Here is a 12,295-nt window from a genome sequence, read left to right as displayed (position 1 = left end):
ACACGAATGGACACGAATGCCGCCGTGAGCGTTGTCCACATTGGTGTCCATTCGTGTGTATTCGTGGTTTCTCCTACTGAAATCTCTCCTCGATGACCAATCCTCCCAATCTCTCCCACGGTGATTTCACGCTGCCCGGCGAAGCCGGTTACGAGCAGCTCACGCTGCGCCTCGCGAAGAAATGGGGCGCCGACACCATCCGCGACTCCGACGGCACGCAGCTCTCGCCCGAGATCGTGCAGTCGGGCTACGCGATCTACTCGACGATCTGCCTCGTGCGCTCCGTGCAGCCGTGGGCGCGCGTGCACCGCGACAAGCTCCAGCAGAATTTCCTCATGAGCTTCCCGGTCGTCGCCGCGAAGGCGCGCACGACGATCACGCTGCTGGCCGGTTACTACACCGAGCAATTCGTGGTGAACTTCGGCGACAGCCCCAAGCGCTGGTGGCAGGTTTTCGACCGCACGACCGGCAAGGAAGTCGCGAAGACCAAGTGGTCGTTCACCGCGAAGAAAGGCACCGTCACCATCGAGGGCACCGTGCCCGGCCACCAATACACGGTGAACTTCCTCGCCTTCCGCATCTGGGAGGAGATCTCGATGTATAACCACCTCACGAACAACTGGGGTGACCGCGAGCATCTCGCCGCCGTCGATCCGATGCAGCCGGAGACGCAGCGGGTGCTGCTGGAGTTCCTGGAGCAGTGGCTGCGCGAACACCCCGACACGAAAGTCGTCCGCTTCACCTCGATGTTCTACAACTTCTCGTGGTTCTGGGGCGCCGACCACGCGAAGCTGCGCGACATTTATTCCGACTGGGGCGATTACGAGATGACCGTCAGCCCGCGCGCGCTCACGCTGTTCGAGAAGAAATACGGCTACCGGCTCACGTCGGAGGACTTCGTCAACGGCGGCCTCTACAACTCCACGCACAACGCCCCGTCGCGCCGCTACCGCGACTACATGGATTTCATCCACGGCTTCGTGATCGAGTTCGGGCGCAAGTGCATCGACCTCGTCCACCGCCACCGCAAGCTCGCCTACGTGTTCTACGACGATCACTGGGTCGGCGTGGAGCCGAGCAGCCCGCGCTTCAAGGAGTTCGGCTTCGACGGCCTGATCAAGTGCGTGTTCAACGCCTTCGAGGTGCGCCTCTGCGCGCACTCCACCGGCGCGAAGACGCGCGAACTCCGCCTGCACCCGTATTTGTTCCCGACGGGCTTGAAGGGCGAGCCGACCTTCAAGGCCGGCGGCAATCCCACGCTCGACGCGAAGAACTTCTGGATCGATGCGCGCCGCGGCCTCGTGCGCGCGCCCATCGATCGCATCGGTCTCGGCGGCTACCTGTCGCTCGTCGAGCCGTTCCCCGATTTCCAGGACTACATCGAGGGACTCGCGCGCGAGTTCCGCCTCCTGAAATCCTTCCACGCCGGCGGCCGTCCGTGGGTCGCGCCCTTCAAGGTCGCCGTGCTCACCGCGTGGGGCGACCTGCGCGCGTGGACGTGCTCGGGCCACCTCACGCCGGGCGTGGCGCTCTACGACGTGCTCGAGTCCCTCGCCGGCCTCGCGCTCGACGTGCAGTTCATCAGCTTCGACGACTTGGTGAAGCACGGCGTGCCGCGCGGCGTGAAAGCCGTGATCAACTGCGGTCGCGCCGGCTCCGCGTGGAGCGGCGGACACTATTGGGACGACCCGCGCGTCGAGACAATCCTCACGGAGTTCGCGCAAAAGGGCGGCGGCGTGATCGGCGTTGGCGAGCCCTCGGCGCGCCCGCGTCCCGGCCAGTGCTTCAAACTCGCGCGTGTCTTCGGCCTCGACCGCGACACCGGCGACCGCGTTGCCAACGGCAAGTTCAAGTTCGCTCCGCCCGCCGCGCCGGTGGCGGCGCACTTCATCACCGCGGACGTCACCGCGCCGCTCGACCTCGGCAAGGATGTCGACGGCATCTATGTCTTCGATGGCGACACGACCGTGCTCGCCGAGCGCGACGGCACGCCGCGTCTCGCCACGCACGCCTTCGGCCGCGGCCGGGCGGTTTATCTGAGCGGGTTCAAGTTCAACTTCGAGAACACGCGCCTGCTGCACCGCGCGCTCTACTGGGCCGCGTCGCAGGACGCCGCTTGGGGCGCCTGGCAGGCGGGCAACGTGAAGACCGAGGCCAGCTACTTCCCGGCGGTGAAGAAACTCGTCGTGATCAACAACGCCGGCGAGCCGCAGCCCACGACCGTGACCCTCGGCGGCGCCCGCGCCACGCGCCCGCTGCAACTCGAAGCCCACGGCATCGCGATCGTGGATGTCTGAGTGAGGGGAGATCGACCGGCGGCCACAGAAGGCGGTCGGTTGGGTTCTTCATTTTTCCACGCTGACGCAACGGCCGAAGATGCCATTCAGGCCGACCCAGCCGTTGATGCGCCCTCGATTGTTTCCGATCTGATAGCGATCTCCCTGCTTCGCCCTGATCAGGTGCAGATAGCCGCGAGACCCACGGACTGTGCGTGCCCGTCTCCATGATGATCATCGCACCCGGATAACGCGCGGCGTAGGCGCTGAGGCACTCGCGGGTGTTGGGCAAAATTTCCTCGGCGATGATCTCACCCAAGGCACTGAGGACGCACACGTGATGCCGGCGGTCCCCGAGATCCAATCCAATCGTCAGTTCGTTTGTGTTCATAGGGCGGAGAGTAGAACCGCGCGCGCTTCTACGGCGACGCGGACCTCTCACGCCTTCTCATTCCTACTGGTTCGGCTCCATTTTATCTGCCGTAGTTTGCCACGGCGTCATCGAATAGAACTTCCAGGGACTTCCTTGATCTCGTCTTGATCCCAGGAAGTGACGAACTGCCGTCGGAGCAGACAAAGAATGCAGCTTCTTCTTTGATCTGAAAATGGCGCGCGAACGCCGAGCCATCGCCGAGATTGGTCTTCTTCACCGCGGCAATGAACTGCTTCCGGAGCGCACTTACTTCCTTCTTCTCTTCGGGTGACAACGAAGCGAGAGCCTCTGGATTCATGGTGCGCGCGTCTCTTTTGCCGAACGTTTGAGGTCAGACACGGAGGGCAGCGCAGCTGCCCGGAGTTGTCTGTGCCGACTGGTTGGGCTCTTTCTTCATGGCCTAGTTGATGATGCCGAGAGCGCGATCTTGGAAATAGAACCCGACAGCCACGAGCGTGACCACCAGATACCAGCAAAAGCATAGCGCCGCGCTCGTCCAAAATGCATTTGGCTTTCCGTCTATCGAGTAATGCCCGCCTCGTCCCAGAACAAATCCCTTCTTGATGATAAAATAGAGAAAGGTGAGGCCTCCGGCTGCCATCAACGCGCTGATAAAAATGCCAGTGCCCCGCGCGCCACGCAGCAGGAGGAAAAGGTAGAGCCCGACGTTTGCGATGTAGGGCAGGAAGACCAAGGATGGCTTCGCTCTTAACGTTTTTGTCATGGTAAATTTCTTTATTCTGCCCAGCGACTGCGGTCAGACACGACGGGGCGCAGTCCCGTCGTTGTCTGTAGTGCTCTGGATCGGCCTCTTCATTTCTTTTCACTCTGTAGCCGCTTCCAGACGGCAAAGATAATGACCATCGATGCATCGTCGGGGTGATCCGACTTGCAGTCTTCCATGAGGGCCTTGTTTCCACGCCATAAGCCAAAGCTATTCCGAATACCCGTGCCCCAGCCGTGGTGAAACTGGATGAGGTCATCTTCCGCCGTGTCCCTGACGATCTTCCGGTCTTTTTCTGGCATCGTCGATAGGATGCGCGTGACTGCTTCGTCCACAGTCTTGGGCCACGTCTTCTTTTCTTCTTCTAGCTTCGCGGCGTCTTCTTTTGACACCTTTGGTGGTGCTGGCGTCGGCTCGGCAGCGAACGCCACGACAGCGATAAATCCGAGAGACAAAAGGATGTGGTGGATTTTCATATTCTTCCGCCGATCGATTGAGGTCAGACACGACCGGGCGCAGCCCGGTCGTTGTCTGTGCCGGCTGGATCGGCCTTCTGAGCGGGGAAAAGGGCTTCTTCGAACGCGCCATCGGATCGACGGATAATCCTGAAGTGCGCTGGACCCTCACGAAATGCGACTAAGAACTCTTCGGCTTCGTCGGCGGAATTGGTGGCCCAATCCAATGCGATCTCTCGAATATTGCTCTCTTCTTCTTTGGGGATGCCCTGAAGCGCCTTAATCTTGTTTTTGCCGGGTAGGCACAAGCTCGGGATGTAGTCCTCGAAGTCGGTTCCCTCGATGACGCCGTAGGTTATGTCTGCGAAGTCGGTAATCTTCATTTTTCTTCCGCCGATCGTTCAGTGATGAGCCATGGCGGGGCGCAGCCCCGCCATTGGCTCTGGACGCTTGTTAGCCCTTCTTTTCATTTTCGCACATGGCCCATGCTTCGAAATAGAATTTCTTTGGATCGATCTTTTCTTCGTCGAACAGGCGTTCGTCGCCAGCGATCAGCACAAACACCGATGTGGGCACTGAGCCACCGACGGAATAGCCACTCCAGCGAGAGCGAATCAAGAGCCTCTTCACTTCAAATCCGCGGAAAGCCTTCGTCTGCGCATCTTGCACTTGGTAGTCGAAGGAGCGATCGAGAGCGAGAAGCGACCATCGACTCCCGTCGATGGAGACAATCTCCCGCTCGACAGTGCCCGAAAGCGGTAGCTGCTCTTTGAACAGCCTGCGCCCCTCGTCTTCGGTGAGAACTACGCGTGTTCCTACGGTGGTCATCTTCTTGGCTAACGTTAAAGGTGAGACACGCGCGGGCGAGCGTGCAGTGAGCCCCTTTGAAAAACTGATGATGCTGAGCGGAGCTGGGCCATGCGAATTACGGTCACTTCCCGCGCGTTGTCTCTAGTGGCTGGATCGGCTCTTTCTCCGACCTCTGGTCGCCTTGCTTCCACAACCATCGATAGAGGCCGTAAGCAACTGCTCCGACAATGACGGCGTTGCGTAACTGCTGAGCTGGTGTTTCGGCAAATACCGCGGCCAACACGAACACACCAATGACGGCTTCCATCCACAAAAACACACGCAGCCATCTCGGCCATCTTTTCTTAATGTCGGGATTGTCGGTCGCTGCGCTCATTCTTTCCGCCGATCGTTAAAGGTGAGACACGCGCGGGCGAGCGTGCAGTGAGTCCTTTTGAGAAACGGAAAATGCTGAGCGGAGCTGGGCCACGCGATTTACGGTCACTTTCCGCGCGTTGTCTCTGACGGCTGGATGGGCTCTTCTTCTGCTGCTATGCGCAGCGTGATCTTCTCTTCAAGTCGCTCAAGCCGCCAATGGCTTGGTCCATTCGCGATAGCCGTGACGCACACACGGGTCTGATGATCGTCAGCCCAACCGACTTCGACTTCGACACTAACTTCTTCTTCTCCGATGCGAACTGCCCGAGGTGATGGCTTTTGGCCGACATACCCAAGTAACTCTTTCTTCGGCAGTATGCGCCAACGCTTGAGCTCTTGGACCAAGATCGGATATGCGTCGGCTCTCTTCATGGATGACTCTCTTCGCCCATCGTTAAAGGTGAGACACGCGCGGGCGAGCGTGGAGTGAGCCCTTTTGAAGAACGGGAAATGCAGAGCGGAGCTGGGCCATGCGAATCACGGTCAAACTCCGCGCGTTGTCTCCAGTGGCTGGATCGCCTCTTTCTTCGCCAAGACCAGCGGTGCAAGCTGCCAGCTCCAGAAAACGATCACCGTAGCGAGCCACAGAAACGAAATCGCAAAACAGCGCGTGCCGAAGCCAACAAAGGGAAAGCTGTTGGCCGGATGTCCGCCTCGCAGCAGCGGCCACACTTCTGCGTCCAGAATAGTCATGATGCTGCTCACTCCGAGCCACGCTGGAACGAGCCAGCCGGTGGAAAACAGTGCAATGGCAAGGCGCTTCATCTTTCTTCCGCCGATCGTTAAAGGTGAGACACGCGCGGGCGAGCGTGGAGTGAGCTCTTTTGAGCAACGGCAAATGCTGAGCGGAGCTGGGCCATGCGAGTGACGGTCAAACTCCGCGCGTTGTCTCTAGTGGCTGGATCGGCTCTTTGGTCCGAAAGCGATTTAGGCTCCGAATGAACTCTCCGATACGCTCCCGCCAATTCTTCCCAAGAGTCAGAGATACCTCACCCGTGCTGCCTTGCCATTGGGCGGGCGCAGTCGCCGACGCCTTCACCGCCCACAGCGCCTCGCCTTTCTTCCGTCGATGCACGTCTGCCTGTGGGTCCACGAGAAAAGTCAGAACAGCCGAAGCGTCGCCAGACTCGATGACCCAGGCCCCATCCGTCCACCAAACATCTGGTTCTTCTTTCCGAGACACGTGCCAGCCAGCCTTCGCGATCTCGACCTCAAGGATGCCTGCAACGGGATGCATCTTTTCGCCGATCGATTGAGCTCAGACACGGAGGGGAGCGCAGCTCCCCGGAGTTGTCTGTGGCGCCTGGTTGGCCTCTTTCTTCATGGAGCGTTGGGGCTGATATAGGCGTAGCCACCAGCGGCCCGCAATAGCCGAACTGCTTCTTCTGCTTTTCGATTTTCGGCTTCCCAAAGCGGTGTGACCTCAAACTTTGTCTTTAGGTTTGGGTCGGCTCCGACGGCGAGCAGTAGCCTAAGAATGGCGACCCGATCCAGAGCGGCTGCCGCATGTATCGCAGGTGTGCTGCCGTGAACTGAGCGATTCGGGCTCGCGCCAGCGACGAGAAGAGCAGCGACAGCGGTCGGGCTGTCCCGATACACGGCACGCGACATCAGCCGGCAGAGCGAGTCTTGGATCGAGGGAACCAGCGCAACGGCTCGAACTGCAAGAAACAGGGCTCCGCACACTCCGAAACCGACTAGAAGCTTTCGCCTACGGGAGTTCATCTTCCGGCCAACGTTCAGTGATGAGCCATGGCGGTGCGCAGCACCGACATTGGCTCTGGCCGCTTGTTGGGCTTCTTCTTCATTTCTTCTGAAACTCGATGAAGTGCAGCGCCTGCTCCTTCACGAGCGGGGTCGCCGAGGGATGCTCAGCTGCGGTAGAAAGCTGATCCATCCAGAAAGCCGAATCAGCGGGTTCTCCATTCAGGATGCGATTCACCATCCAGACTGTGAGATCCGTGGGCTTCCTCTTCAGGGATTCTGCGAGAAACTGCTCATAGTGGCCGCTGTGCTTCTCCATGGTGTGCACAAGCGGACCCGGGGTGCCCAACTCGGAATCTGAAAGGCGCTCGATGAGCGCAAAGAACTCCGGAAAAATGGACATCGGCTCGAGCAGAGCCTCCACTTCTTCACAAAGCGCATAAAGGCGTTCTGGGCCTTTGGCACCCTTCATGTAATCGAAGTCGTCCGCGGTGAACTTACGAAGTTCGCTGACTAAGGTGGCGGCGTCGCGTGGCATATTTTTGCCCAACGTTAAAGGTGAGATACGCGCGGGCGAGCGTGGAGTGAGCCCTTTGGGGCAACTGGAGATGCGGAGCGGAGCTGGGCCATGCGAATCACGGTCACTTCCCGCGCGTTGTCTCTGGCGGCTGGATCGGCTCTTCTTCTGGGTGCGCCTCGGAGGAGCATGGCGCCCATCGTTACAATAAGGGCGCACCAGAATGCCGCGATAAGCCAATAGGCTACCGGATTCTCCTTCCGTCGATATAATCTCTTCGCACTACGCATCCCGTAGGTAAGGGCACCGTCGATGAGACCATCTGCCAATACGCACACGAAAAACACCAGAAGAGCGACTTCGACTAGACGCTCCCGAAAAACGGCAGCCAGCAGAGCGAATCCGCTAACAGCACAAGCGAGATAGATTACGAGTTTTCTCTGGGATGGCATCTTTCTTCCACCGATCGATCAAGATGAGCCACGGCCGCTTGGGGCCGTTGGCTCTGGCGGCTGTATCGGTGTTCCAGTGCGGCGTGGTTCCGGTCCGCGGAAGCCCCAAGCTGGAGTGGACCGGGGGCACGCCGCACGGCTTTCGTTCGCTAGACTCATCTTGGGTTGAGGGGCGGAAGCGGTTAATTGCTGACCGGTCGCGACACGAACATCTGGCGAGTTTCTTTTCGCAGGAATCCGAACCAAATCTCGATCGCGGCCGGTCAGTTCATGAGTCCGGTCATGCATCCTCAGGTGCCGACGTTTCTCACGTCCCGCACGATACAGTCTGCAGCCCGGCTCTCCATCCCAAAAACGAACACCATGAAGACGACCGACTATGCGGCCCTCGTCGCGTTGGACTGGGGCGATGAAGAACATGCCTTCGCACTCGGCGTGGGCGCAGAGACGGAGACCGGCCACATCGTGGGCAGCGCGGAAGCGCTCCACGACTGGCTGCACCAGTTGGGCGAACGCTTTGCGGCGCAGCCCGTCGCGTTGGCGATCGAGGCGGGCCGCAGCGCGGTCATGCACGCCTTGGTCGATTATCCGTGGCTGACGATCTATCCGGTTCATCCGGCCACCAGCGAACGCTTCCGCAAAGCCTTCGTTCCTTCGGGCGCGAAGGACGATCTGCCGGACGCCGTGGTGTTGCTCCGGATCCTGGCGCAAAACCGCGAGCAGTTGCGCGCGCTGCGCCTGGACACCGCCGCGACGCGGGAGCTGGCCGCGCTCAACGAAGTGCGTCGCGGTGCGGTCGATCGTCGCACGCAGCTGTCGTGCGAGCTGCGCTCTACGCTCAAGACGATGTTCCCGCAGGCGCTGGAGCTGTGCGGCGATGACCTGTGGACGCCGCTCGCGCTCGACTTCCTCGAGCGTTGGCCGGAGCTCGCGTTGCTCCAGCGGGCGAAGCCGGCGAGCTTGCGCGCCTTCTACACCGAACACCGCAGCCGCCGACCGGGAGTCATCGCGCAGCGCCTGGACCGCATTGCCGTGGCGTGCGCGTTGACCACGGATCGAGCCGTCCTCGATCCCGCGGTGATGCAGATCCGATTGCTCGTGGCCGTGCTGCGTCCGTTGCAGTCGCACATCGAACAGGTCGAGCAACGCATCACCGCGTGCTTCGCCGCGCATCCGGAGGCGGAGTTGTTCGTGCGTTTGCCGGGCGCAGGGCCGGTGCTCGCGCCGAGATTGCTTGTCGCCTTCGGCACCGACCGGGAGCGCTATCCCAGCGCCGCGAGCCTGCAAAAATACGGCGGCGTTGCGCCGGTGCGCGAGAAGAGCGGCCGGCAGATCTGGACGCACTGGCGGTGGAACGCACCCAAGTTCCTCCGCCAAACCTTCGTCGAGTGGGCTGGCCAAACGATCCCAAAGTGCGCCTGGGCGAAGGCGTATTACCTCCAACAAAAGCGCGCCGGCAAACATCACCAGACGATCCTGCGTGGCTTGGCGTTCAAATGGATCCGTGTGCTCTGGCGCTGCTGGCATGACCGCGTGCCCTACGACGAGGCGCGCTACGTCGCCGCCCTCGCCCAACGAAACTCACCGCTCGCCACTCTCCTTCGTTCCGCCGCCTGATATATCACTTTGGCCTTGCTCAGTTGCCCTCAGGTGTTGGTTGGGCTCTTCTTTCATCAGTGCGTCGAGGCCAGGAGGCAGACGAGAATTCGAAACAAGCTTCCACTGTCCTCTGGCAAACGAAAGCTCGTAGGTCGCAACGCCAACTCTCACGAAAACCAAATCATACTCGTGATCATCGGCCGGAACGTAAAACGCGGCCCGCTGACTGATCATCTTCTTTTCGGGAGGCTCGAAAACGGAACTCAGCGTGGTCCTTCCAAGCACAAGGATCGAACGCGTGCTTAGGTCGAAGTCTTTTGGGTAGCGGATGTAATTCACCAGCCACGCGAAAAATGGGGGCGGAAGGTCTGCCGGGAATGTGAGGCGAATAGCACCTTCGGGCAATGGGTGCACTACCACGCCGTAATCGGGAGACAGACGGTCTCGATACATGGCTTTGAAGTCATCGAGGATTCGACGCAGCTCTTCATTCTTCCAACCGCGGACGAGCACTTCTTTGTCGTTCGGTGTGGGCGCGGCCAGCGCACTACTAGCGACAAACAAAGAAGCGAAAACGCGGAGGAGCTTCATGGTTTTGCCCAACGATTACGATGTGCCATGGCGGTGCGCAGCACCGACATTGGCACTGGCAGCTGGTTGGGCTTCTTTCTTCATCGGCTACGAGTCATTTGCCAGACTTCCGACCCGATGGGAATCTCTTCTTCGGCGACGTTTGCCGGAAGAATAATCGAACATGACTTCTTCTTCGGGTTACCGCCCATCTCTAGGCCGCTGACTTTCGTGGAGATAGCCGAGCCATCGGGTCGTCGGATCTCTAACTCGTCGCCAATATAGACTCTGTGCGTAGCGGGCTCGTAGGGAACACCGGGATCGATGGCGACGCCACGGCCTTTGATGCCGAAACGAAACTCAACCCGTGATGGAAAGACTGGCTCCATGTTTCGCCCAACGTTAAAGGTGAGACACGCGCGGGCGGGCGTGGAGTGAGCCCTTTGGGCAAGCGGGAGATGCTGAGCGGAGCTGGGCCACGCGAATTACGGTCACTTCTCGCGCGTTGTCTCTGCCGACTGGATCGGCTCTTTCTTATCTTCGGGTCTGTTTCAGCATCTCGATGTCTTTGAGGACCGCAGCGTCGGTGAGAGAGCAGAGCCAAATGGCGAACATCATGTTCACCAGCGGGACGAAGGCCAGTAGAGCTAGCAGCGGAGACCGGCCCTTTCTTCTGGCGATAGGAGCTAGCACAAACGCTAGGCCGGCGCAGACTATGATAAGGGGAGCCAACTGCGCTAGCAGCGGAGCAGGGGAAGGTTCTTGCATAGTGGTCTTTTCTTCTGCCGAACGTTAAAGGTGAGACACGCGCGGGCGAGCGTGGAGTGAGCCCTTTTGAACGACGGAAAATATTGAGCGGAGCTGGGCCATGCGAATTACGGTCACTTCCCGCGCGTTGCCTCTGGCGGCTGGATTGGCTCTTTCTTGGCTTTCTCTTTTCGCTCCAGCTTGAACTCGCGCTGGAAGCCGGCTGCGAAAAGAAGAGCGAAGGCCAGAAACCCGCCGGAAGCCCTGAGGCGCTCGGCCCACGTAGCTTCTTCCGGCCGACCGCCAACTACGCAGTAAATGGCCGCGCAAGACAGAACAGTGGCGAGTGTGCCCCAAAGCGCTTTGTGGAAACGAAACATCTTCCGCCGATCGTTTAAGGTGAGCCATGCTGCTTTATCATGGGCGATTTCGGTGAGAGCAAGGGCGTTGGGCTGTGGCGGCTGGATCGGCGTCTTCAAACGACATCAAAACCCGAGACATTTCCATCAACGGATACGATCCGTATCATGCGGGGACCCATGTCGAACTCCGCACTCATTGCTCGACTAGAAAGCTGTCGGTAGCGGGTCAGGCCTTCAGCGCTCAGGCGATCCCGAGCTGACTGAACAGCGTCTTTGAGGGGCGTGCCAACCAGAACGATCTCTGCCACCACTGCAGACAATCGCTTCCTCTCAGAAGATTCGGCCTCTTTCTTGATCTTCCATGTCTTGAACGAGCTCCACGCTCCCCATGACCAAAGGGCGATGAAGGGAAACGCCGCCCAAGCTTCTTTTCCTTCGAGCCACTGCATGACGACAACCCACGTGCCCATCGAAACACCGAAGACCGAAACCGCGAAAAAGAATGCCAAGACTGGAGTCGAGTCCATCCATGATGTGGCTCGTTCTAATGATTTCATCTTTCGCCAACGTCCAAGGTCAGACACGGAGGGGAGCGCAGCTCCCCCGAGTTGTCTGTGCCGCCTGGTTGGCCCCTTCAGAGCTTTCCGAGGTCGGGGTGAAACTGTGCGCGTGAAATCTCATCGATAAGAAAGGCCATCTCCTGCTGAAACTTCCGATCACTGCTTTGGGAAGCAAGTATCGTCCAAGTGAAGGACGCGATATAGAACTTCTCCGGGGGCGCACTGTGTGCGAGCTGCCAAGAATACAAATCAATCTTGGTCCCTCTTTCTTCCGCTGACTTCTTGGACAACTTCAGGCCGTCGCCATTCGGCGTCCGGATGAGCCGTTCGCCCTCCTTCAGCGGTGTCGCAGCGAAATGAGCATAGCCGTCTACCGCTGGCTTTCCCTCGGGTGCTTTGAAAGTCAGGACATTGAGGCGCAGCGTGCCGCTGTCGGGCCGGTCGTCATAGAATGTGCCGCCGCCTTCGGCCTCATACTCTTCCTTCCATGTGGCTGGCACACGAAACGTGATGATGCCGCCACGATAAACGATGGGCTTCATCTTCGGTGGCTCGGCAGCGCCAACCAACGCGACGGGAAGGAGGACGGATAGAAGACGGCGAAACATTTTCTTCGGCCAACGTTAAAGGTGAGACACGCGCGGGCGAGCGTGGATTGAGCCTTTTCGA

At 59.5% G+C, this 12,295-nt stretch carries 15 protein-coding genes; 2 read left to right on the top strand and 13 right to left on the bottom strand.

What is annotated here, in order from left to right:
* Nucleotides 1-92 precede the first annotated feature (92 nt).
* Nucleotides 93-2,297, top strand: a complete 2,205-nt coding sequence (gnpA, locus tag HZA32_14530; GenBank protein ID MBI5425292.1) for a 1,3-beta-galactosyl-N-acetylhexosamine phosphorylase — start codon at nucleotides 93-95, stop codon at nucleotides 2,295-2,297.
* Between the two features lie 452 nt (nucleotides 2,298-2,749).
* On the opposite strand, the gene HZA32_14525 is transcribed toward gnpA, so the two are convergent.
* The 8 genes from HZA32_14525 to HZA32_14490 form a co-directional block, all read right to left on the bottom strand.
* Nucleotides 2,750-3,007: a hypothetical protein gene (locus tag HZA32_14525; protein MBI5425291.1), complete on the bottom strand. Its 258-nt coding sequence runs from the start codon at nucleotides 3,005-3,007 to the stop codon at nucleotides 2,750-2,752.
* 102 nt (nucleotides 3,008-3,109) lie between these two features.
* A complete protein-coding gene (locus tag HZA32_14520; protein MBI5425290.1) occupies nucleotides 3,110-3,433 on the bottom strand; it encodes a hypothetical protein in 324 nt (107 codons plus the stop codon).
* A gap of 89 nt (nucleotides 3,434-3,522) precedes the next feature.
* Nucleotides 3,523-3,909 carry a hypothetical protein gene (locus tag HZA32_14515; GenBank protein MBI5425289.1) on the bottom strand — a complete coding sequence of 129 codons (387 nt, stop codon included), beginning with the start codon at nucleotides 3,907-3,909 and terminating at the stop codon, nucleotides 3,523-3,525.
* Nucleotides 3,910-3,932: 23 nt separating this feature from the next.
* A complete protein-coding gene (locus HZA32_14510; protein MBI5425288.1) occupies nucleotides 3,933-4,271 on the bottom strand; it encodes a hypothetical protein in 339 nt (112 codons plus the stop codon).
* 70 nt (nucleotides 4,272-4,341) lie between these two features.
* Nucleotides 4,342-4,716, bottom strand: coding sequence for a hypothetical protein (locus tag HZA32_14505; GenBank protein ID MBI5425287.1), 375 nt, complete (start codon nucleotides 4,714-4,716; stop codon nucleotides 4,342-4,344).
* 103 nt (nucleotides 4,717-4,819) lie between these two features.
* Nucleotides 4,820-5,005: a hypothetical protein gene (locus tag HZA32_14500; protein ID MBI5425286.1), complete on the bottom strand. Its 186-nt coding sequence runs from the start codon at nucleotides 5,003-5,005 to the stop codon at nucleotides 4,820-4,822.
* A gap of 593 nt (nucleotides 5,006-5,598) precedes the next feature.
* Entirely contained in the window at nucleotides 5,599-5,880 is a 282-nt protein-coding gene (locus HZA32_14495) for a hypothetical protein (protein MBI5425285.1), read from the bottom strand.
* A 1,039-nt stretch (nucleotides 5,881-6,919) separates the two neighbouring features.
* Complete coding sequence (locus tag HZA32_14490) at nucleotides 6,920-7,357, bottom strand: hypothetical protein (protein MBI5425284.1); 438 nt, start codon at nucleotides 7,355-7,357, stop codon at nucleotides 6,920-6,922.
* A 794-nt stretch (nucleotides 7,358-8,151) separates the two neighbouring features.
* Here HZA32_14490 and HZA32_14485 point away from each other — a divergent pair.
* Nucleotides 8,152-9,405, top strand: a complete 1,254-nt coding sequence (locus HZA32_14485; protein MBI5425283.1) for a transposase — start codon at nucleotides 8,152-8,154, stop codon at nucleotides 9,403-9,405.
* Here the strand turns inward: HZA32_14485 and HZA32_14480 are convergent.
* The 5 genes from HZA32_14480 to HZA32_14460 form a co-directional block, all read right to left on the bottom strand.
* Entirely contained in the window at nucleotides 9,370-9,978 is a 609-nt protein-coding gene (locus HZA32_14480) for a hypothetical protein (GenBank protein MBI5425282.1), read from the bottom strand. The two genes, HZA32_14485 and HZA32_14480, sit on opposite strands and share 36 nt — an antisense overlap.
* An 80-nt stretch (nucleotides 9,979-10,058) precedes the next feature.
* On the bottom strand, nucleotides 10,059-10,346 hold the full coding sequence (locus tag HZA32_14475; protein ID MBI5425281.1) for a hypothetical protein: 288 nt from the start codon (nucleotides 10,344-10,346) through the stop codon (nucleotides 10,059-10,061).
* Between the two features lie 492 nt (nucleotides 10,347-10,838).
* Nucleotides 10,839-11,183 carry a hypothetical protein gene (locus HZA32_14470; GenBank protein MBI5425280.1) on the bottom strand — a complete coding sequence of 115 codons (345 nt, stop codon included), beginning with the start codon at nucleotides 11,181-11,183 and terminating at the stop codon, nucleotides 10,839-10,841.
* Nucleotides 11,180-11,623, bottom strand: coding sequence for a hypothetical protein (locus HZA32_14465; GenBank protein ID MBI5425279.1), 444 nt, complete (start codon nucleotides 11,621-11,623; stop codon nucleotides 11,180-11,182). Before HZA32_14465 ends, HZA32_14470 begins: the two co-directional genes overlap by 4 nt.
* Nucleotides 11,624-11,700: 77 nt before the next feature.
* Nucleotides 11,701-12,168 (bottom strand): hypothetical protein, encoded by a 468-nt coding sequence (locus HZA32_14460; protein ID MBI5425278.1) that lies wholly within the window; start codon nucleotides 12,166-12,168, stop codon nucleotides 11,701-11,703.
* Between the last annotated feature and the right edge of the window lie 127 nt (nucleotides 12,169-12,295).

This window comes from Opitutia bacterium (assembly GCA_016217545.1).
In the GTDB taxonomy this organism is placed as follows: Bacteria; Verrucomicrobiota; Verrucomicrobiia; order Opitutales; family Opitutaceae; genus Didemnitutus.
This window is presented reverse-complemented; position numbering and strand designations above follow the sequence as displayed.

Excerpts from the sequence above, each read along its gene's own strand:
- gnpA (MBI5425292.1), top strand. The coding sequence starts at position 93 with ATGACCAATCCTCCCAATCTCTCCCACGGTGATTTCACGCTGCCCGGC.
- HZA32_14525 (MBI5425291.1), bottom strand. The coding sequence starts at position 3,007 with ATGAATCCAGAGGCTCTCGCTTCGTTGTCACCCGAAGAGAAGAAGGAA.
- HZA32_14520 (MBI5425290.1), bottom strand. The coding sequence starts at position 3,433 with ATGACAAAAACGTTAAGAGCGAAGCCATCCTTGGTCTTCCTGCCCTAC.
- HZA32_14515 (MBI5425289.1), bottom strand. The coding sequence starts at position 3,909 with ATGAAAATCCACCACATCCTTTTGTCTCTCGGATTTATCGCTGTCGTG.
- HZA32_14510 (MBI5425288.1), bottom strand. The coding sequence starts at position 4,271 with ATGAAGATTACCGACTTCGCAGACATAACCTACGGCGTCATCGAGGGA.
- HZA32_14505 (MBI5425287.1), bottom strand. The coding sequence starts at position 4,716 with ATGACCACCGTAGGAACACGCGTAGTTCTCACCGAAGACGAGGGGCGC.
- HZA32_14500 (MBI5425286.1), bottom strand. The coding sequence starts at position 5,005 with ATGGAAGCCGTCATTGGTGTGTTCGTGTTGGCCGCGGTATTTGCCGAA.
- HZA32_14495 (MBI5425285.1), bottom strand. The coding sequence starts at position 5,880 with ATGAAGCGCCTTGCCATTGCACTGTTTTCCACCGGCTGGCTCGTTCCA.
- HZA32_14490 (MBI5425284.1), bottom strand. The coding sequence starts at position 7,357 with ATGCCACGCGACGCCGCCACCTTAGTCAGCGAACTTCGTAAGTTCACC.
- HZA32_14485 (MBI5425283.1), top strand. The coding sequence starts at position 8,152 with ATGAAGACGACCGACTATGCGGCCCTCGTCGCGTTGGACTGGGGCGAT.
- HZA32_14480 (MBI5425282.1), bottom strand. The coding sequence starts at position 9,978 with ATGAAGCTCCTCCGCGTTTTCGCTTCTTTGTTTGTCGCTAGTAGTGCG.
- HZA32_14475 (MBI5425281.1), bottom strand. The coding sequence starts at position 10,346 with ATGGAGCCAGTCTTTCCATCACGGGTTGAGTTTCGTTTCGGCATCAAA.
- HZA32_14465 (MBI5425279.1), bottom strand. The coding sequence starts at position 11,623 with ATGAAATCATTAGAACGAGCCACATCATGGATGGACTCGACTCCAGTC.
- HZA32_14460 (MBI5425278.1), bottom strand. The coding sequence starts at position 12,168 with ATGAAGCCCATCGTTTATCGTGGCGGCATCATCACGTTTCGTGTGCCA.